Annotated in this window: 16 protein-coding genes; 5 read left to right on the top strand and 11 right to left on the bottom strand. The window is 63.0% G+C overall.

The features are described from left to right. Nucleotides 1-3: 3 nt before the first annotated feature. The gene (locus tag QQL28_RS10815; protein WP_284264649.1) at nt 4-606 is read left to right on the top strand and encodes a prepilin peptidase; all 603 of its coding nucleotides are present in this window, start codon (nt 4-6) and stop codon (nt 604-606) included. On the opposite strand, the gene QQL28_RS10810 is transcribed toward QQL28_RS10815, so the two are convergent. The 5 genes from QQL28_RS10810 to QQL28_RS10785 form a co-directional block, all read right to left on the bottom strand. Next, complete coding sequence (locus QQL28_RS10810; RefSeq protein WP_284264647.1) at nt 607-1,137, bottom strand: tetratricopeptide repeat protein; 531 nt, start codon at nt 1,135-1,137, stop codon at nt 607-609. It lies immediately after the preceding gene. Nucleotides 1,138-1,291: 154 nt separating this feature from the next. Then, nucleotides 1,292-2,155, bottom strand: coding sequence for a right-handed parallel beta-helix repeat-containing protein (locus QQL28_RS10805; protein WP_284264645.1), 864 nt, complete (start codon nt 2,153-2,155; stop codon nt 1,292-1,294). A gap of 444 nt (nt 2,156-2,599) precedes the next feature. Beyond that, nucleotides 2,600-3,391 (bottom strand): class I SAM-dependent methyltransferase, encoded by a 792-nt coding sequence (locus QQL28_RS10800; protein WP_284264643.1) that lies wholly within the window; start codon nt 3,389-3,391, stop codon nt 2,600-2,602. Between the two features lie 8 nt (nt 3,392-3,399). Further along, nucleotides 3,400-4,344 (bottom strand): glycosyltransferase family 2 protein, encoded by a 945-nt coding sequence (locus tag QQL28_RS10795; protein WP_284264641.1) that lies wholly within the window; start codon nt 4,342-4,344, stop codon nt 3,400-3,402. Between the two features lie 244 nt (nt 4,345-4,588). Continuing rightward, entirely contained in the window at nt 4,589-7,837 is a 3,249-nt protein-coding gene (locus tag QQL28_RS10785; RefSeq protein WP_348522487.1) for a M10 family metallopeptidase C-terminal domain-containing protein, read from the bottom strand. A 190-nt stretch (nt 7,838-8,027) separates the two neighbouring features. On the opposite strand from QQL28_RS10785, the gene QQL28_RS10780 reads away from it, so the two are divergent. Both QQL28_RS10780 and QQL28_RS10775 read left to right on the top strand, forming a co-directional pair. Continuing rightward, a complete protein-coding gene (locus QQL28_RS10780) occupies nt 8,028-8,330 on the top strand; it encodes a hypothetical protein (RefSeq protein WP_284264639.1) in 303 nt (100 codons plus the stop codon). Nucleotides 8,331-8,451: 121 nt separating this feature from the next. Further along, nucleotides 8,452-9,645: a CaiB/BaiF CoA transferase family protein gene (locus QQL28_RS10775; RefSeq protein WP_284264637.1), complete on the top strand. Its 1,194-nt coding sequence runs from the start codon at nt 8,452-8,454 to the stop codon at nt 9,643-9,645. Nucleotides 9,646-9,794: 149 nt separating this feature from the next. On the opposite strand, the gene QQL28_RS10770 is transcribed toward QQL28_RS10775, so the two are convergent. From QQL28_RS10770 to QQL28_RS10745, 6 genes are all read right to left on the bottom strand, one after another. Continuing rightward, nucleotides 9,795-10,625, bottom strand: coding sequence for an outer membrane protein (locus QQL28_RS10770; protein ID WP_284264635.1), 831 nt, complete (start codon nt 10,623-10,625; stop codon nt 9,795-9,797). A 126-nt stretch (nt 10,626-10,751) separates the two neighbouring features. Beyond that, nucleotides 10,752-12,269 carry a tripartite tricarboxylate transporter permease gene (locus tag QQL28_RS10765; RefSeq protein WP_284264633.1) on the bottom strand — a complete coding sequence of 506 codons (1,518 nt, stop codon included), beginning with the start codon at nt 12,267-12,269 and terminating at the stop codon, nt 10,752-10,754. 12 nt (nt 12,270-12,281) lie between these two features. After that, nucleotides 12,282-12,824 (bottom strand): tripartite tricarboxylate transporter TctB family protein, encoded by a 543-nt coding sequence (locus QQL28_RS10760; protein ID WP_284264631.1) that lies wholly within the window; start codon nt 12,822-12,824, stop codon nt 12,282-12,284. 66 nt (nt 12,825-12,890) lie between these two features. Next, a complete protein-coding gene (locus QQL28_RS10755; protein ID WP_284264972.1) occupies nt 12,891-13,832 on the bottom strand; it encodes a Bug family tripartite tricarboxylate transporter substrate binding protein in 942 nt (313 codons plus the stop codon). Nucleotides 13,833-14,019: 187 nt separating this feature from the next. Further along, the gene (locus QQL28_RS10750) at nt 14,020-14,817 is read right to left on the bottom strand and encodes an enoyl-CoA hydratase/isomerase family protein (RefSeq protein ID WP_284264629.1); all 798 of its coding nucleotides are present in this window, start codon (nt 14,815-14,817) and stop codon (nt 14,020-14,022) included. A 35-nt stretch (nt 14,818-14,852) separates the two neighbouring features. Next, nucleotides 14,853-16,052, bottom strand: coding sequence for a pyridoxal-phosphate-dependent aminotransferase family protein (locus tag QQL28_RS10745; protein WP_284264627.1), 1,200 nt, complete (start codon nt 16,050-16,052; stop codon nt 14,853-14,855). A gap of 181 nt (nt 16,053-16,233) precedes the next feature. On the opposite strand from QQL28_RS10745, the gene QQL28_RS10740 reads away from it, so the two are divergent. Together QQL28_RS10740 and QQL28_RS10735 are read left to right on the top strand one after the other, a co-directional pair. Beyond that, on the top strand, nt 16,234-19,242 hold the full coding sequence (locus QQL28_RS10740; RefSeq protein WP_284264625.1) for an FAD-binding and (Fe-S)-binding domain-containing protein: 3,009 nt from the start codon (nt 16,234-16,236) through the stop codon (nt 19,240-19,242). Next, nucleotides 19,235-19,663 (top strand): GlcG/HbpS family heme-binding protein, encoded by a 429-nt coding sequence (locus QQL28_RS10735; RefSeq protein WP_254111541.1) that lies wholly within the window; start codon nt 19,235-19,237, stop codon nt 19,661-19,663. Before QQL28_RS10740 ends, QQL28_RS10735 begins: the two co-directional genes overlap by 8 nt. Nucleotides 19,664-19,875 lie beyond the last annotated feature (212 nt).

Here is a 19,875-nt window from a genome sequence, read left to right as displayed (position 1 = left end):
GACGTGACCGGGGAACTTGCGAACGGTCCACGCGACCTGCGGCTCCTCGTCAGCCTGACGCTCTGCGCCGCCGTGATCGCGAGCCTCGTCGCCGCGCCCGGCGGGGAAGGCCTCTTCGGCGCTTCTCTCGCCGTCCTGATGCTGGCGATCGCAGCGACCGATGCGCAACGCTATCTCATTCCCAACGAGCTGACGGCTGCAGCCTTTGCCCTCGCCCTGGTGCGCGCCGGAGCGCTTCCGCCCGACGCCGGGACCGGCGCCAGCGCCGTGTTCTGGGCGGGCATTCGGGCCGCCACCGTGGCGCTGCCGTTCCTGCTCCTGCTGCTGCTGTACCGGCACTGGCGCGGCCGCGACGGGCTAGGGCTCGGCGACGTCAAGCTCGCCGCCGTCGCTGGCGCCTGGCTCGAATTCACCACGGTGGTCGTGGTGATCGAGCTGGCGGCGCTATCCGCCATCGCGGCCTATGCCGTCAATGCTGCACTGCAAAAGAAACCATTGCGCACAACCGCTTACCTGCCGTTCGGCCTCTTCCTCGCGCCGGCGATCTGGATCGGCTGGCTGGGCCAGGCTTGGCTGTCCGATCGACTGGCGCTCTGGTCCGGCTAGCTAGCGCTCGCGGCTGGGGGCCCATTCCAGGGCCCGCAGGCGGGCCTCGGCGATTTCCCCACGCGTCATCTTGGTGGTGACGGCATCACGGATCCGGGCGCGCGCGTCGCGCGCCTGTGGCGGTGCGGCAACGGTCGACAGGTTGAGCCATTTGGACGCTTCGATGATGTTCCGCGGCACGCCGAGCCCGCGGTCATAGAGCAGCCCAAGAGAGTATTGCGCGAGGCTGTCACCCTGCTCGGCCGCCCGCCGGTACCACATCGCCGCTTCCGCATAGTTTTGCGGCACGCCGCGGCCGGTCTCGAACATGTAGCCGAGATGCGACTGCGCGGCCGCGTTGCCACGCTCGGCCAGCGGGATGAAAACACGCGAGGCCGCTACATAATCCTGACGCTTGAACGCGGAGACACCTTGACCAAGCGATTGGGCCTGGGCGGGGTCAGGCAGCACTAGCACCAGCGCCATCATCAAAGTCGACAGCCATGGAAACGCACGGTGCAGCCCCGCGTTGCGCCCTTCAACGGTCACCATCCCACCCGCTCCCTGCATGCACGACCAAGACTAGTCCGTGGAAAGCGCGGAATCCATAGTGCATGCAAGGCTCACGGACAGCCGGGTACAAATTCACTCGCACAAAAAAGCTCCGGGCGACGTTCGCCCGGAGCTCTCCCAGAGTAGGCCGAACTTAGTGGTATCCGCCCGCCGTACCCGGCGTGGTATCCGGATTGTTGCCATTGATCTGGTTGTCGAGATAGGACAGCACGTTGCCGCTCGTCGCAGCACCGCCGCTTCCCGTGATGGCCGAACGGCCGATCCGAACCACACCGCCGGTGCCAGCGGCTACGATGCCGGTGTTCAGGCTGCCGTTGATCGTCGACTCATAGATTTGAACGTTCGAGGCGGCGCCAGCGCCGACGGAGGCGACTCCGACATTGTTCTTCTCAAGCGTCACATGGCTCAACATCGCGTTGGCGGTCGCGGTGCCGTTGCCCGGAGCAACTTGAATTCCACCGCCGGTGCCTGAAATTCCGTTCTTGGCAATGACGGTGTTGGTCACGGTCAACGTCGCGTTCGAGGTGGGATTGAAGCCGATGGCAAGCGCCGATCCTGCCTGGAAGCCTCGGATGACACAGTTATCGACGACGAGGCCGGCGCCCGTGAAGAACTTGATTCCGACCAGACCGGTGCCGAGACCTTCGATGTCCAGGCCCTTCAAATAGATAAAGTCCGTCGTTGCCGCATTGATGACGATGCCGTTAGTCCCCGAGACCAGCACGCCGGCCGTGCCCGCCTCGCAGGAAATCGTGATCGACTTGGTGATGGTCACCGCACCAAAGCCGCCCGGATCCAGGCAGTTGATCTCACCGGCGGCCGCAGTCTTCGAGATAGCGCCGGCAAAGGTCTTGCACGGAGCAGTGCGGCTACAAGGGTTGGCATCATCGCCGACGCCCGAGACCCAGGTTCTGGTGGCCTGAGCGTGGGCGGGTGCGGACGCAAAAACGGGAAGTAACAGTGCTACGGCCATAGCTAGCCAAGCGATCCGACGCATGATCAATCTCCTGAATTCGCCGAAAAAGACGGAGCGACAATTTGACGATGACTGTGATTGTTGACGATGACTGTGATTGTTGACGATGACTGTGATTGGAAGGCTGTGATTGGAATTGTTTGCGCACGTACACTCTCGGGTGACCAAGTCTGGTCACCCAAGCTACATCACTCGAAAATCGTCTGATTCTCCCCCCGCAGCAATCGCTATCAGAACTACAACTAGTCGCGCCAGGCACTACGAATTGCAAGTTTTGCCTTCCACGACGATCGCCATCACCTTCCGACAATTAGTGTAGCGCTAACATTCGTCGACGCAACCGGAGGGAGGTTCATTCAGTTTTCGATTTATTTGCATTTCCGTCGAGCTGTTCGCGAGACGGGACGACGTGCCGCACAGGGACATCTGCTGAAGTGGTTGGAAGGTCGCCGAATTCCGCCACTTCTATTTTCGACGATAAACGAACAGTTTTTGAGTGCCGTAGTCGCCTCCCGCCGGCAGAAGCGAAAAAAAGCGATTCCATTCCGTGTCGGGCAGCGACGGATCAACCCTGTCGCCGAGCAGCCCGGCGAGCAGCGGCTTCAATAAGCGAGTGCCGACGAAATAGGTACTGGAAAAATTCGATATCTCCTCAAGATCGACGAGGTCGGACGCCGCCGTGCGCATCAACTCCTCGTCCACGTAATTATTGAACTGCGGCTCCGGGATGGCACCGAGGCCCCATTCCGCTCTAAAGGCGTTCAAACGCTGCAACCCTTCCCGCGTCGCTTCCGACACTAGCAGTGTTCCGCCGCTCTTAACCACTCTTGCGGCCTCGCGAATCGCGGCGATCTGCTTGTCACGATGGCCCAGATTGATGATGACACGTGTCACGACGGCGGTGTCATAGAATTCATCCGGCTCCTCCAATGCCAGAATGTTTCCGGCGGAGAACGCGGCCGTGCCCACCAGAGGCTTCGACTGCGCGCCAAGGCGATCCTTGGCGGCCGCAATCATCTCGGGAATGTAGTCAATTCCCTTGATGTCGATCCGGAAGCGCTGAGCGTAGCTGATGGTAGAGAAACCGTTTGCGCAGCCGATGTCGATCACACGGATGCCGTCGCGCAACCGCCTGGAGATCTCCCCGATCTCGAGGTTGATAGCATGGATGTCCGTCCAGGAGGCGCGATGGTCGTCGCCATAGCTGACCGCTTGGTTACGCCAGAACTCGCGTATTTGGTCGTCGCTGAATTTCATGATCGTTGTCACCGTATGGGCGCCACCCCTGACGTCGTTGCGGCAACGACGTAGAGCGGCCTGCCTCTGGTTTGCTGAAGAATCTGCCCGATGTAGATTCCAGTGAATCCGATTGCCACGTTGGTGACACCCGCGGTGAAGAATATGGCTGTCATCACGCTGGGCCAACCCTGCAACGGATAGTCCGGGTAGCGTATCTTTTCGATGACGATGATGGCCGCTGCAATGAAGCTGCATATCGCCATCATGAGACCGATCAAAATCGAAATATAGAGAAGTCGCGTCGAGAAACTCACGATCAGGCTGGTGGCAAAACGAACCCGCTTGCGAAAATTGTAGCTGGTCTGGCCGCCATCCGCAGCCGCGTGCTCGGCCGTGATGCTGGCATGCCTGAAGCCGACCCAGCGCAGAATGCCGCCATAGAATCGGCCGGGCTCGCGCACCCGCCTGAATGCACGAACTGCGTCGGCACAGACGATCGAGAAATTGCCTTGTAGACGATTGTAGTCCTGCCCCGACAGCGCATTGAGCACGAGATAAAACGTCGCGGCCAGCGACCGGTACAACAAAGACTCCGGACGCCGCGCGCGATTGACAAACACGACATCGTAACCCTGCTGCGCCTTCGCATAGAGCTCGGGTATGACCTCTGGCCGATCCTGGAGGTCGGCGTCCATCACTACCACCCAATTGCCGTCGGCGTAGTCCAGACCCGCTGTGATGGCGACGTGTTGGCCGAAGTTCCGCGAAAGATGAACGCCCCTTACCTTCGGATCGGCGCTCGCCATTGCCCCGATCGTCGACCAAGCGTCGTTCTCGCTCCCATCATCGACCAGGATGATGTCGAAATCGTCGGTGATGGAAGAAATTACAAGCGAAAGTCTTCGGACGAGCTCGATGAGCGTCTGCGCGCGTTGATTGTAGACGGGGGCGACGACGGAAATCTCTGGCACGATCCAGCCACATCAATCTCGAGACGAAGACCGAAGCGCGGCAGCTACGACGTGCTGCCCGTCAACTTCACCGGATCCCTCCGACCAAGTTGTTCAGCATCCGAAGCTAACGGCTCCTCATCCCACGCTGCAGGAGCGAGGCCCCTTGCTTAGATCATCGCAATCCGGCTGTCCAGCAAGGCAAGCCCCGGCTTAGGCCGAAAGCTGAGGAGAAGCCGCGACTTAGCTCGCGCAACGCGCTGGCTCAGCGCAGCAAGAAGCCATTCACATGCAGATCAGCGAACTTGGCGGCCCAATCGTGGAAGAGCGCATCCAGATGGACGTCGGTAACGCTTGCAACAGTCGCCTGTGCACTTTCACGCGCGAATTCCCATGCTGAAAGAGACGCGAAAGAACTCTGCTGATCCAGCAATAATTCAACCGCTGAGTTGTTGGTCGGAGCAACAGTCGGTTGTGGCGCAAATACAAATCCGTCAGCGCCCACGGCTGCGACATAAGCCGGCGAGGTAGCAGTGGGAGCACCGATCACGCCATCGCCATTGATGTCTTGGTGGAACGTCGTCTCAAGTGCTTCCAACGAGGCGTCCGATCCCGACACGGCTCCGATAATATTGCCGGTGTAGTTGCCGTTGGCGTCAGTGCTCCAGGCCGTGTACAGGTCCGAACCCGGAACTTTCCACGCCACGTCATAACCAGTCGACGTCTGCTCCGCGGCGATCGGAACAAAGGGAGAGAACTGCCCCACAACAACGGCCGTACCTCCCTTCTGCAACTCTGGCCCCACGCCGCTGCTGTTGTAAAGGAAGTAGTTGTTATCGACCTGAGTTAACTTCGTAACGCCGGCGGACTCGAGCACGACTCCTATGATGGAGTCACCGTTCAAGTCCTGGTGGAAAGTGGTTTCCAGCGATTGTAGTGCAACGCTGGATCCCGACACCGCGCCGATGATGTTGGCGACATAGTTGCCGCTGTTGTCGGTGCTCCAGGCGGTATAAAGATCTGACCCTGGCACCTTCCAAGCCACATCATAGCCGGTTGCGGTCTTCTCGGCAGCGATGGGTACGAACGGCGCAAACTGGCCGGCGACCACCGCGACCCCCCCCTTCTGCAATTCGGGCCCCGCGCCTGACTGGTAGAGGAAATAGTTGTTGGCGATCTGCGTCAGGCTGGTTGCGCCGTTCGGCTCGATCACCGCGGTCACCACACCGATGGTCCCGTCGCCATTCAAATCCTGATTGAAGGTGGTCTCCAGGGATTCCAGGGCCACACTGGTGCCCGACACCACGTCGATAATGTTGGCGATGTAGTTGCCACTGCTGTCGGTGCTCCAAACCGTGTACTGATCCGCGCCCGGCACCTTCCAAGCCACATCGTAGCCGCTTGAAGTCTGTTCGGCGCCGATCGGAACCCACGGCGCGAACTGTCCGACGACGACGGGACTGCCGCCGCGCAGCAACTCTGGACCAACGCCGTTGTCGTAAAGGAAATAATTAGTGCCGACCTGCGTCAAACTGGTGGTGCCGGCCGAGTCAATGCTCGGATAGCCGACAACGCCGTCACCATTGAGATCCTGGTGAAAGGTGTATTCGAGGGACTTAAGCGCGTCACTGGATCCGGATACCACGCCGATGATGTTGGCGATGTAGTTGCCGCTGCTGTCGGTGCTCCAAACCGTGTACTGATCCGCGCCAGGGACCTTCCAAGCCACGTCGTAACCAGTTGACGTCTGTTCGGAGCCGATCGGCACCCACGATGCAAACTGGCCAGAATAGACTGGCGCACCGCCGCGCATCAGTTCAGGGCCTGAGCCCGATTGATAGAGGAAGTAGTTGTTGGCGACTTGCGTCAGGCTGGTTGCGCCGGATGCCTCGATCACGCTGGTCACGACGCCGATCACGCCATCGCCATTCAAATCCTGCTGAAACGTGGTCTCAAGCGATTCCAGCGCGTAGCTGGAGCCCGAAACCACGCCGATGATATTGGCGATGTAGTTGCCGCTGTTGTCGGTGCTCCAGACCGTGTATTGATCCGCACCCGGCACTTTCCAGGCGATGTCGTAGCCTGTTGAGGTCTTCTCCGCACCGATCGGCGTCCAAGGCGCGAACTGCCCGGCAGAAACGGCGACTCCGCCGCGTTGAAGCGTCGGTCCCGTACCCCCGGCAACCGGATTGAGAAAGTACTCATTACCGGACTGGAACAGCTCGGTCGCGCCACGAACCTCAATGATGCTCGTGGTGAGCGTGGAGCTGGCGACCGTGCCGTCGCCGAACTGGAGATATTCGACACCTGTGACGGTATCAGTGCCGTCGGGGGTGCCGGAACGCTGATCGCTAATCGTGAAGGTCTGCGTGGTCGAATTGTACGTGATGGCGTAGTTGGACTCGTTGCCCGAATACACCGCGGTATCGGTGCCGGCGCCGCCGATGATGGTGTCGTTGCCGCCGCCGCCGGTGATAGTGTCGTTGCCCGAACCGCCATTGAGCGTGTTCGCGATCGCATTGCCGATCAGCGTGTCGTTGCCGGTGCCGCCGATTGCGTTGTCGATGTAGGACCGGGCGTCGTTGTTGTAGAGATAGGCGTTGTAGACGTTGCCCGCCGCGTAGTGGCCGTTTCCGAGATAGGCCAGCTGCGTGGTCGAGAACACCGACGATGCGCCGGGGTTGAGATTGATGGTCAGGTTCGTCGTATAATTCGACAGGTCGTAGGTATCGACGCCGCCGCCATCCCAGATCGTCTCGTAGATGCGGTTGGCCGAACCGCCGGCTCCGCCGCCCGGCGCAAGCTGCGCGACGCCGTTGATGAATTCCTGGCCGGTGGTCGGGCTCCAGGTATAGACGGTGTTCTCGTTGTGGGTCGTGTAGTTCGCGCCGTACATCGTTTGCAGCGCGAGGATGTCGTTCGCCATATAGGTCTGCGGAAACCCATAGGCCTCGTTGGTGTACCCGGTCAGCGGGCCGCCGACATAGCTGCGATAGCTCATGACGGTGTATTCGGAATCGTCATGCGCAGTCGGCACCGCGACATTGGCGGGGCCGCCGGTCTCCTGGCTGTGCTTCAGGCCGAAGGCGTGACCGAGCTCGTGCAGCGCAGTCGTGAAATAATAGTTGCCGAGCGAAGCCAGCGAATAATTGTAGGCTGTTCCGAACCAGACATCGCCGCCTTCGACGTAGTTTCCGGGGTAGTAGGCGTACGATGTCGGATTGGCGGCCGGCGACTGCGCAACCATGATGTCCGCGCCGTTGGTGCCGGCGTAACTGATGGTGGCGTTGGTGTAACCCTGGATCAGGCCGATCGCGTAGTTGATCGCCGCCTGCATCTGGCTTGGCGCCTGCGAGAAACCCGAGGTGGTCGGCTCACCACTGCCGTAGCCGGCCGCATAGTCACTCGAGGATTCCGGAAAGCTGTAGGTGATCGTGCCGGTCCATTCATAACCGGACAGCATGCCATCGATGTCGGCATTGCCGGTTGCGCCGATAGTGACCGCGGTAGCCAATGATCCTCTCCCGGGAACGCCGAGCACATGCCCGATTCGGGGGTGCCCCGCCGATTCTAGGCCTTGTTTTTATACGTTTAGTTTAATTTGGGTAGGTTGCGCGAAGCCCCCCTGATAACGACTTGTTAATTCGTCTCCCTGTGTTTACAGGGGGTCGGACGAGACTGCTGCAGCAATTTTGAGGTAACCAATGGGACCGTTCCGCCCTGCGGCCGGCCTTTTCGTAGCCCTTGCCGCGCTCGTCAGCCCGGATCACCTGCTCCTGGAAGGACAGCCTGTCATGGTTCGCAAAGCCGAGGCGCAGGAAGCAGGGAAACCCGGGCGCGCAGCGATCATGCCGCCCGCGCGCGATCCCTCCATTGCCGTCGCCGAGGAGTACGAGCTTGCTCGGCGAAAGGGAACGGCCGAGGCGCTGGAACTCTTCATTGCCCGCCACGGGGATGACCCGCTCGCGCAGAAGGCTCGCGCCGACCTGAAGCGCCTGTCGCGCTGAGCCGGGCGCCATCGCACGTCCGCCCCACGTTTTTCGCCGACGACACCAGCGCCCTGCGAGGCTTGCCGCCTGATCGTTGGGCACTATGGTAGGCGCGCAATTCGCTCCGGAGCTCGCACAAATGCCATTCCCGCATGCCTCACAGGCCCTGTCGCGCTTTACCGTGCTCGATCTGACCCGCGTCCGGTCCGGTCCCACCTGCGTGCGACAACTCGCGGACTGGGGCGCCAACGTCATCAAGATCGACGCCCTCACGGAGGAGGTCGGCGGCGAGCAGCCGGGTGGACCGCGGTACGGGGCGGACTTCCAGAATTTACACCGTAACAAGCGGGCGATGGCGCTCAATCTGAAGGACGCGAGGGGGCTCGAGGTGTTCAAGCGCCTCGCCGCCAAGGCCGACGTCGTGGTCGAGAATTTCCGCCCCGACGTGAAGAAGAAGCTCGGCATCGACTATGAGAGCCTGCGCGCGATCAACCCGCGCCTGGTCTATGGCAGCATCTCCGGCTTCGGCCAGGACGGGCCCTACCACAAGCGGCCGGGCTTCGATCAGATCGCGCAGGGCATGGGCGGGCTGATGTCGATCACGGGGGCGCCAGGCGGCGGTCCGATGCGGGCGGGTATTCCGGTCGCCGATCTCGCCGCCGGGCTGTTCTGTGCCATCGGCATTCTCACCGCGCTGCTCGAGCGCGACGTCTCCGGCGAGGGCCAGTGGGTGCAGACCTCGCTGTTGCAGGCGCAGATCTTCATGCTCGACTTCCAGGCCGCGCGCTGGCTGATGGAGAACGACGTCGCCAAGCAGGCCGGCAACAATCATCCCACCAGCATTCCGACCGGCGTATTCAAAACCTCCGACGGCTACATCAACATCGCCACCACCGGCGGACGGATCTGGGAGCGCTGCGCGCAGGCGATCGGCGCGCCCGAGTTCGTCGCCAATCCGGACTACGCGACCGCGCCCGCGCGCTCGAAGAACCGCGATGCGCTCAACGCCGAGATCGAGAAGCGCACGGTGGCGAAACCGACCGAGACCTGGGTCAGGGAGCTCAACGAGGCCGGCGTGCCCTGCGGGCCGATCTACTCGATCGACCAGATGTTCTCTGATGCGCAGGTCAGCCATCTCGGCATCGCGCAGGACGTGCCGAATGCGGAGAACCGCCACATTCGCCTGGTCGGCCAGCCCGTCACGCTGTCGCGCACACCGAGCACGATGGTGGCGCGGCCGCCGGAATTCGGCGAGCAAACCGACGAGGTGCTCGCCGAATTCGGGTTCAGCGCCGATGAGATTGCTGGGCTGCGCCAGGCAAAAGTCGTGTGAAGGCCATATGGGCTCGACACATCAACTGAACCCACCAGCATCTTGATGCCCACCCGCGAGCACGCATGCGCGCGGCGGCGCGAGATGCAACGGCTCAAGTGACAAAGCCCGGCGCGGGCCGGGCTTTGCAGCAGGACTTCAGAACGGAATCAGTACTTCGCTACGACCGGGCCGCCACCGAACTGATAGTTGACGCCAACACGGAGGATGTTGTCGCGAAACGCCGAGGAGTAGGAAACGCCGGCGTCGGTCCGCCGCGGGACCAGGATGGTCGTCGCAATCGGTCCGGCGCTGACTGAGCCGAGATCCATGTAAAGGTACTCGAGTTTCGCCGTCCAGTTGCCCCCGATCTTGCCTTCAACGCCAGCGCCCACGGTCCAACCGACTTGCGTCGACGAAGCGCCCGGGAAGACCACCGTGACGGGAACGCCGCCTACGCCGTTTCCGGTGATGCTACCGCCGGTCTTGAATTCGCCGTAGGCGAGGCCGCCGGTCCCATAGAGCAGGACGTTCGGAGTGACGAGAACACCGGCGCGGCCGCGTACGGTACCGAACCAAGACAGCTTCTGAGTCAGGGTAGACGTGATATCGGAGCCGTCGTTCGCGCAGCCCACACAGACAAGATTGCTGGAGCCCTTCTGGTCGCTGCCCTGAATGTCGGCTTCGATGCCGAACACCCAGTTCTGGACCTGCCAATTATAGCCGACCTGACCTCCGCCGATCACGCCATTGACATCGTTGCTCGACGTGTTGGTGAACAGCGCGGCGCCCGTTGCCAGATTCGAAATGGTTTCGGAGTTGCGCGACCGGCCCCAGCCATAACCGATATTGCCGCCGACGTAGAAACCGGTCCAGCTATAGACAGTCGCGACAACTGGCGGCGCCTTGACGTAGGGCTTGGGCGCCGTCAGGTCGGCGGCCATCGCGCTCGTTGCAAGCAGCGAAATAACCGTCGCCACACCAATCGCCATCCGCTTCATGTGAATCCTCTCTGCACAAATTCGCGATCAGAGTACTCGCGTCAGCTCCCGATGGCTGTTGCGCATCGGCAACAAGGCGATCGAGGAGTGCTGTCAATTACGACGCGCTGATGCTTGTGGCGCCATTTATCGAGAAGTTGACGCCCCACCCCGTGCCAACCCGACACGCCTGATCAGACCATCGATGATGGGCCAGAACAGCAGCAGGATCGCCAGCGTCGTGATCGAGCCGACCAGCCCGTTCGACCAGAACACCCTGAGGTCGCCACCGGCGCCGATCATCGACAGGCGGAAGGCGTCCTCGGCGCGGTTGCCGAGCACGAGCGCCAGCGTGAAGGGCGCCAGGGGAATGCCGATCTTCTTGAAGACGTAGCCGACGACGCCGAAGCCCAGCATGAGCCAGATGTCGAACATCGCGTTCTGGATGGCGTAGGCGCCGATCGCGCAGGACACCACGATCATCGGCGCGACCGCGGCAAACGGCACGCGCAAGATCGAGGCAAAGATCGGCACAGTGGTCAGCACCAGCACGAGGCCGACGACATTACCGAGATACATCGAGGCGATCAGGCCCCAGACGAAATCCTTGTGCTCTACGAACAACAGCGGCCCCGGATTGAGGCCCCACACCATCAACCCGCCAAGCAGGATGGCCGCCGTCCCCGAACCGGGAATGCCGAGCGCGAGCATGGGCAGCAGCGCCGAGGTGCCGGAGGCGTGCGCGGCCGTCTCCGGCGCGAACACGCCCTCGATGCGCCCCTTGCCAAAGCTTTGGGGATCCTTGGCGAAGCGTTTGGCGAGATTGTAGCCCATGAAGGAAGCCGCGATCGCGCCGCCCGGCGTGATGCCGAGCCAGCACCCGATGAAGGAGGAGCGTAGCAGCGTCACCCAGTATTTCGGCAGATCCTTCCACACCGACAGCACGACGCGCAGCGAGATGCTCGCGGCGTGCCCCCGCAGCGCCAGCCGCTCCTCCATCGTCAGGAGGATCTCGCTGATGCCGAACAGCCCGATGACGGCGACGAGGAAGTTGATGCCGCGGAGCAGCTCGGCGGAGCCGAACGTCATGCGCAATTGGCCCGATACGGTGTCCATGCCGATGCCGGCGAGCAAAAGGCCAAGCGACATCGAAATGACGGTCTTGTGCTTGGCCTCGCGGCCGAGACCGACGAAGGAGCAGAAGGTCAACAGGTACACCGCGAAGAACTCGGGCGGGCCGAATTTGAGCGCGAAGGACGAGATCATCGGCGCGAGGAAGGTGATGAGCAGCACCGCGACCAGCGAGCCGATGAAGGAGGAGGTAAACGCCGCGGTGAGTGCTTCCGCCGCCCTGCCCTGCTGGGCCATCGGGTAGCCGTCGAAGGTGGTCGCCACCGACCAGGCTTCGCCGGGGATGTTGAACAGGATCGAGGTGATGGCGCCGCCGAACAGCGCGCCCCAATAGATACAGGACAGCATCACGATGGCCGAGGTCGGATCCATCGTGAAGGTCAGCGGCAGCAGGATAGCGACGCCGTTGGGGCCGCCGAGCCCCGGCAACACGCCGACGAAGATGCCGAGCACGAGCCCGACCATCATCAGCAGCAGCGTCTTCCAGGTGAGCAGGACGGCAAAGCCGTGGACCAGGAGACCGAACGCTTCCATCGCCGGTCCGTCCTAGAAACCGAAGGCCGCTTCGAGCGGCCCCTTCGGCATGATGACGTCGAAGGCGATGTCGAAGGTGACGAACATGATCGCCGTGAACAGGAAGGCGGTGAGCAGCGACTTCCACAGCGCAATCTTGCCGATCAGCCGCATGAAGCCCGCGATCAGAAGGAAGCTCGCGACATAGAGCCCGAGGAACTGCGTCACCAGGCAGAACAGAAGGGTCGGCGCGAACACCGCCATGACGCGGCGCGCCTGCGCGCGGGTGATGAAGGGTTCGCCCCCGGCGCGCCGCGCAAGCAGCGCCGCGACGAGGCCGTAGAGGCTTCCACCGGCGAGGACGACGCACAGATAGAACGGGAAGTAGCCGGGCTCGGGCCCGGTCGAATCCCAGGAGGCGCCGGTTCGCCAATTGTCGTAGCCGAGCGTGACAGCCAGCAGCAGCAGCACGATCGAGACGATGATCTCGATCGTTCCCGTGCCGACGACGGCAGGTGAATTTTCGTCCGGTGCCGTCGGATCATCGACGACGATTTCGATATCGGTTTGAGACATGAGCTGTTCGGGACGGATTGCGGTCAATTCTCCCTCTCCCCGCTTTGCGGGGAGAGGGAGGAGCAGCTACTTCGCAACGAAACCGGCTTCCGTCATCAGCGACTTGTTCAGCGCGTCGTCCTCCTCGAGGAACTGCACCATGTCCTTGCCGGTGAGGAAGATCGGCTTGAGCGCCTGCTTCTCCATGTAATCCCTGTACTCCGCAGTCTGCGTCACCTTCTGGAAGAGGTCGGTGTAGAAAGCCTGCTGCTCCGCCGTGACCTTGCCGGGCAGGAACATCGCGCGCAGCATCAGGTACTGGATGTCCAGCCCCTCCTCCTTGCAGGTCGGGATGTCGTGCCAGGACTGCGTCTCCGTCACCTTGGTGGTGTAGGAGATGCGCTCCTTGTCGAATACGCAGAGCGCCCGCACCTGGCCTGCGCGCCAGACTTCGAGATTTTCGCTTGGGTTGTTGACGTTGGATTCGGTGTGGTTGCCGACGAGCTGGGTCGCGGCCTCGCCGCCTGATTTGTAGGGCAGATAGGAGAATTTCGCGCCAGTCTTCTGCTCGAGGAAGACGGTCAGCACGTGATCCTCGCGCTTGGAACCGGTGCCGCCCATCTTGAACGGGGAGCCTGCGGCCTTCGCCGCCTCGATGAACTCCTTCACCGATTTCGGACCCGCCGCGTTGTCCCATAGCACGAACTGGTCGAGCGCGATCACCGAGACCGGCGTCAGCTCGCGCCAGTTGAACGGGATCTTGGCGGACAGCGGCAGCATGTAGATCAGCGAGTAGGCGATCAGCACCTTGTTCGGATCGCCCTCGCTGGACTTCATGTACATCAGGGCTTCGGCGCCGGAGGCACCGCCCTTGAGCGATACCACCATCGGCTGCTTCATCAGATTGTTCTTCTGGATCGCGGCCTGCATCATGCGCGCCATCTGGTCGGAGGCACCGCCCGCACCGGCTGCGACCACGATCTCGACAGGCTTGGTCGGCTCCCAGCCGGCCAAGGCCGGCGCGCTCATCAACAGGGCCGCCACAGCGCCGACGGCCTTCACTGGAATACGCACGAGTTTCGTCCCCTGGTTTTTATTGGCTTTGTGATGCCGGGAAATTTATCGGCGCATTGTGCGGAGGAATGCTGGCGAGTTCAAGCAGTCGGGCATTCGGCCGCATATGACTTTCGGCTGACGGACGGCGCGTTCGCAGGCCTTACTTGCCCTTCCAGTTCGGCGCGCGCTTGTTGAGGAAGGCGTCCATGCCTTCACGAAAATCTTCGCTCATATAGGCCTTGAGGATCAGATCCTCGCCTTCTTCACGCGAGAGCGTGCGACGGATGCGGCGCACCGCCTCCTTGGTGGCTTCGAGCGTGAGCGGCGCATGGCTCGCGACGAGCTTGGCAGTCTCGTCGGCGCGACGCCGAAGCGTCTCGACGTCAGGCACGACCTCGTTGAGCAGGCCGAGCGCCAGGGCCTCCGGCGCCTCGACGAGGCGCGCCTTGAAGATCAGGTCCTTGGTGCGGGCAGGTCCCACCAGCGAGACGACGCGGCTGATGTTCGACATCGACAGGCAGTTCCCGAGCGTGCGCGCAATCGGAAAGCCGATGCGGGTCGATTCGGTGCCGATGCGGATATCGCAACAGGCGGCAATCCCCGCGCCGCCGCCGGTGCAGGCCCCCGCGATCGCCGCGATGACGGGGACGCGGCACTGCTCCAGCGTCCCGAGCACGCGATCGATCCGCGCTTCGTAGTCGAGCGCGTCCTGCGCGGTCTTGAAGGCACGGAACTGCGAGATGTCGGTACCCGACGCGAACGCCTTGTCGCCGGCGCCGGTCAGGATCAGCGCCTTGATCGAACGGTCGTCGTTGATGGCCAGGCAGATCTCCGCCATGCGCTCGTACATGGCGAAAGTCAGCGCGTTGCGCGCCTGCGGACGGTTGAAGGTGATGCGCGCGATGCCGTCCGTGACGGAATAGAGCAGGTCTTCACTGGCAGTCACGGGTGCGTTCATCGCGCGCTCTCTTTATTCACTTCACTCGAGTTGGTTCAGGCGACCTGAGCCTTGGTCATCGGCACCACGTCGCGTCCCTTGAGGACGTCCATGGCCGCCAGCACGCCGCCGCTCCGATGCGGGACCTTTGCAAGATCCAGGCCCATCTCGACGCCGGACAGTGTGCCCATCAGCATCAGATCGTTGAAATGGCCGATATGGCCGATCCGGAACACCTTGCCCTTGACCTTGTTCAGGCCGGTGCCGAGCGACATGTCGAAATTCTCCAGCACCACCTTGCGGAAATTGTCGGCGTCATGGCCCTCGGGCATGCGCACGCCGGTGAGCGCCGGCGAATGCGCGTTGGCATCGGCGCACTGCGTCTCCAGGCCCCAGACCTTGATCGCCGCGCGCGTCGCGGCGCTATGGCGCTTGTGGCGGGTCCAGACGTTCTCGAGCCCCTCCTCTTCCAGCATCTTGACCGCCTCGCGCAGGCCGAAGAGTAGGTTGGTCGCGGGCGTGTAGGGGAAGGTGCCGGCCTTGTTGAAGGCGATGACCTCCTGCCAGTCCCAATAGGAGCGCATGCCCTGGTTGGCCTTGGCGACGGCTAGCGCCTTCTCCGAGACCGCGTTGAAGCCGAGGCCCGGCGGCAGCATCAGGCCCTTCTGGGAGCCTGCGACCGAGACGTCGATGCCCCAGGCGTCGTGCTCATATTCCATCGAGCCGAGGCCCGAGATGGTATCGACCATCAGCAAGGCCGGATGCTTCACGCGGTCGAGGATCTTGCGCACCTCCGAGGGCGGCGTCACGCAGCCGGTCGAGGTTTCGTTATGCACGACGCAGACCGCCTTGATCTTGTGCTGCTTGTCGGCGGACAGGCGCTGTTCGATCTCGGCGAGATCGGCGCCATGACGCCAGTCGCCCGGGATGAAGTCGACGTCGAGCTTGAACTTGTCGGCGATGCCGCGCCACAGCACGGCAAACTGGCCGGTCTCGCACATCAAAACCTTGTCGCCGGGCGAGAGCACATTGACCATCGCCGCTTCCCAGGCGCCGGTTCCGGAGGAGGGATAGATGATCACGGGCTGCTTGGTGCGGAAAACCCGCTGCATCGCGGCCAGGACGGCAAAACCGATCTCGGCGAACTCCGGACCGCGGTGGTCCAGCGTCGGCATGTCCATCGCCCGCAGCACCCGGTCGGGCACATTGGTCGGTCCTGGAATCTGGAGAAAATGCCTTCCAGTGTGCACGGTCATCGGCGTCCTTCCCGGTCTTGAGAGTCTTTCCGAGGGGTCTCGGCGAGCCGCTCGAATATCACTATTCGCCGGGCTTGTCCCCCGCCTAAGAAGGCCCGCCAATGCGCAAGAAGCAGGGCTCGCCTTGCCAATCCGGCCGACCCTAGGCAAGACGTCACCGACGAAAGAGCGAGAGCGGATCATGGCGGCTGACGTGGCCGAAAAATCGATAAAATCGGCGCAAAACAGCGGCCTGGCCGGGCGTCTGGCCCGTGAAATCACGGGCGACGTCCTGTTCGATGCCTTCAGCCGCGGCCGCTACGCTACGGATGCCTCCTTCTACCAGATCATGCCCCTGGGCGTGGTTGTGCCGCGCAGCATGGACGAGGCGCTGCGGGCGCTGGCAATTGCCCGCGACGAGGGCCTGAAGGTCACCCCGCGCGGCGGTGGCACCTCGCAATGCGGCCAGACCGTCAATGACGGTCTCGTCATCGATGTCTCGAAACACCTGAACCGCATCCTCTCGCTCGACATCGAGAACCGGACTTGCGTGGTCGAGCCCGGCATCGTGCTCGACGATCTCAACCGCCAGCTCAAGAAGCACGGCCTGTGGTTCCCGGTCGACGTCTCCACGGCGTCGCGCGCCACCATCGGCGGCATGGCCGGCAACAATTCCTGCGGCGGCCGTAGCTTGCGCTACGGCACCATGCGCGACAACACGCTGTCGATGGAAGCCGCACTTGCCGACGGCGCCCTAGCGCGCTTCGGCGACGTGCCGCGCGATCTCTCCGACGTCAAAGCAAGCGCGACGACGCTGGCCCTGTTCCGCGACATGCTCGATCTCGGCGCGCGCGAGGCCGACGAGATCGCGGACAGGTTTCCGAAAGTGCAGCGCCGCGTCGGCGGCTACAATCTCGATGCGCTCACACCGCGCAATGCGCCGAACAACATGGCGCATCTGCTCGTCGGCTCCGAAGGCACCCTCGCTTTCACCACCAAGGTCGAGTTGAAGCTGTGGCCCGTCATCCGCAACAAGGCCCTTGGCGTCTGCCATTTCGGCAGCTTCTACGAGGCGATGGATGCGGCCCAGCATCTCGTCAAGCTCAAGCCGATCGCGGTCGAGCTCGTCGACCGCACCATGATCGCGCTCGGCCGCGACATCGCGATGTTTCGCCCCATTATCGGCGCTGCGATCAGGGACGATCCGGATGCGGTGCTGGTGGTGGAGTTCGCCGAAGAGGACCAGGCGACCAATTTGCAGCGGCTCAAGCAGCTCACCGAGCTGATGGGCGATCTCGGCTTCGGCTGGACCAACGACAAGCGCAAATGGGGCGGCGTGGTCGAGATCACCGAGCCTGCCTTGCAGAGTGGCATCGCCGATTTCCGCGCCGCCGGCCTCAACGTCATGATGTCGATGAAGCAGGAGGGCAAGCCGGTCTCCTTCGTCGAAGACTGCGCGGTGCCACTGCCGCATCTCGCCGACTACACCGCGCGGCTCAACGAGGTTTTTGCGAAGCACGGCACCAGCGGCACGATGTACGCTCATGCCTCCGAGGGCTGTCTGCATGTGCGTCCGGTCCTGAACCTGAAGCTGGAGAAGGACGTGAAGGCGATGCGCGCCATCGCCGAAGAGGCCTTCGCCATGGTGCGCGAGTACAAGGGCTCGCATTCCGGCGAGCATGGCGACGGCATTGTGCGCTCGGAGTTTCACGCAGCGATGTTCGGCGAGCGTCTCGTCGCGGACTTCATGGAAGTGAAGCGGCGGTTTGATCCCGAGAACGTCCTCAACCCCGGCAAGATCGTCGACGCGCCCAGGATGGACGACCGCGCGCTGTTCCGCTACCGGCCGGACTATCGCATCACTGAGCTCAAGACCAGGCTCGACTGGTCTGCCTGGCCCGGTGCGGGCGGCGGCTTCCAGGGCGCAGTCGAGATGTGCAACAACAACGGCGCCTGCCGCAAGCTCGAGGGCGGCGTGATGTGCCCGTCCTATCGCGCGACGCGCAACGAGAAGGACGTCACCCGCGGCCGCGCCAACACGCTGCGGCTCGCGATCTCCGGCCAGCTCGGCCCTGATGCGCTGTCCTCCGACGAGATGATGGAGACACTGAAACTCTGCGTCTCCTGCAAGGCCTGCCGCCACGAATGCCCGACCGGCGTCGACATGGCCAAGATGAAGATCGAGGTGCTGGCGGCGCGCGTCGCGTCTCGCGGTTTGACGCTGCGCGACCGGCTGGTCGGCTATTTGCCGCGCTATGCCGGTATCGCCTCGCGCTTCGCGCCGCTCGCGAACCTGCGCAACCGCAGCGCTCTGCTGCGAAAGCTGTTCGAGCGTTTTGCGGGCATCAGCGCGCGCCGCGCGTTGCCTGCGTTCCGCAGCGACGTGTTTGCGCCGCCTACGGAGGCGGTTGGACCCGTGGATGGCTGCGAGGTCGTGCTGTTCGCCGATACGTTCAATCGGATCTACGAGCGGGAAAACCTCGACGCCGCGCTGCGTGTGCTCGTCGCAGGCGGCTATCGCGTGCATCTGCCAAAGCCCGTCAGCGGCACCCGGCCGCTGTGCTGCGGCCGCACGTTCCTGTCCGCAGGTCTCGTCGACGAGGCGAAGGCCGAGCTCGACCGTCTCGTTGCGAGCTTCGCACCGTTTGCCGCACGGGGCGTACCGATCATCGGGCTCGAGCCGAGCTGCCTGTTGACGCTGCGCGACGAGCTGTTGTCGCTGCGCAAGGACGACGACGCCAAGGCCGTCAGTGCCCACGCCCTCACCTTCGAGGAGTTTCTGATACGCGAGGCGGAAGCTGGACGCCTGCAACTGCCGCTCGGAGCGGTCGGCGAGAAGGCGCTCGTGCACGGCCATTGCCACCAAAAATCCTTCGGCGCCTTCAAGCCGGTCGAGCAGGTGCTGCGCCTCGTTCCCGGCCTGAAAGTCGAGACCATCGAGTCGAGCTGCTGCGGCATGGCCGGAGCCTTCGGCTATGGCGCGGACACTTATGATGCCTCGCTCGAGATGGCCGAGCTGTCGCTGCTGCCCGCTGTGCGCCGTGCGGACCAGGCAACGCTGGTGGTCGCCGACGGCACCTCGTGCCGGCATCAGATCCATGACGGCAGCGCGCGCGACGCCCTGCATGTCGCGCGCGTGCTCGCCATGAGCCTCGATCGCGCCAAAGCAAATCCAACGACCTCATCACACAAGGACATTCCAAATGGCTGAACTCACCCTCGACACCGCCCGCAAGATCCTCGACGCCGCCTTCGCGAAGGCCGCGGAGCTGAAGCTGAAGCCGCTCGTCGTCACCATCCTGGATGCACGCGGCGTCCTCAAGCTCGCGGCGGCGCAGGACGGCACCAGCCTGATGCGCGCCGAGATCGCGCACGGCAAGGCCTATGGCGCGCTCGCGATGGGCATGGGATCGCGCGCGCTGTTCCAGCGAGCGCAGGAGCAGGCCTATTTCATCGACGCCGTGAACACCATCGCCAAGGGCGCGCTGGTCCCGGTCCCCGGCGGCGTGCTGATCCAGGACGGCACCACGCTCCTCGGCGCGGTCGGCGTCTCCGGCGACACCTCGGACAATGACGAAGCCTGCGCCGTCGCGGGCATCACAGCGGCCGGGCTGAAGGCGAACGCGGGCTGAGACGCCAAATCAGGACGTAGGGTGGGTTACGCCCTCGGCTAACCACCCTACGGACTTGCTTCCGTGACGCCAGAACAAAATCTGAAAAACAACCCCATGCAAAGGAGTCGGCGACGACCGCCCGCAGCATTGCTGATTTTACGAATTCTCTTGACGCGTCGGGCAAATCAGGGGCAAAATGCCATCATCGAACAAGCTGCAAGCCGCCATTG

It is taken from the genome of Bradyrhizobium iriomotense, from assembly GCF_030160715.1.
In the GTDB taxonomy this organism is placed as follows: domain Bacteria; phylum Pseudomonadota; class Alphaproteobacteria; order Rhizobiales; family Xanthobacteraceae; genus Bradyrhizobium; species Bradyrhizobium iriomotense.
This window is presented reverse-complemented; position numbering and strand designations above follow the sequence as displayed.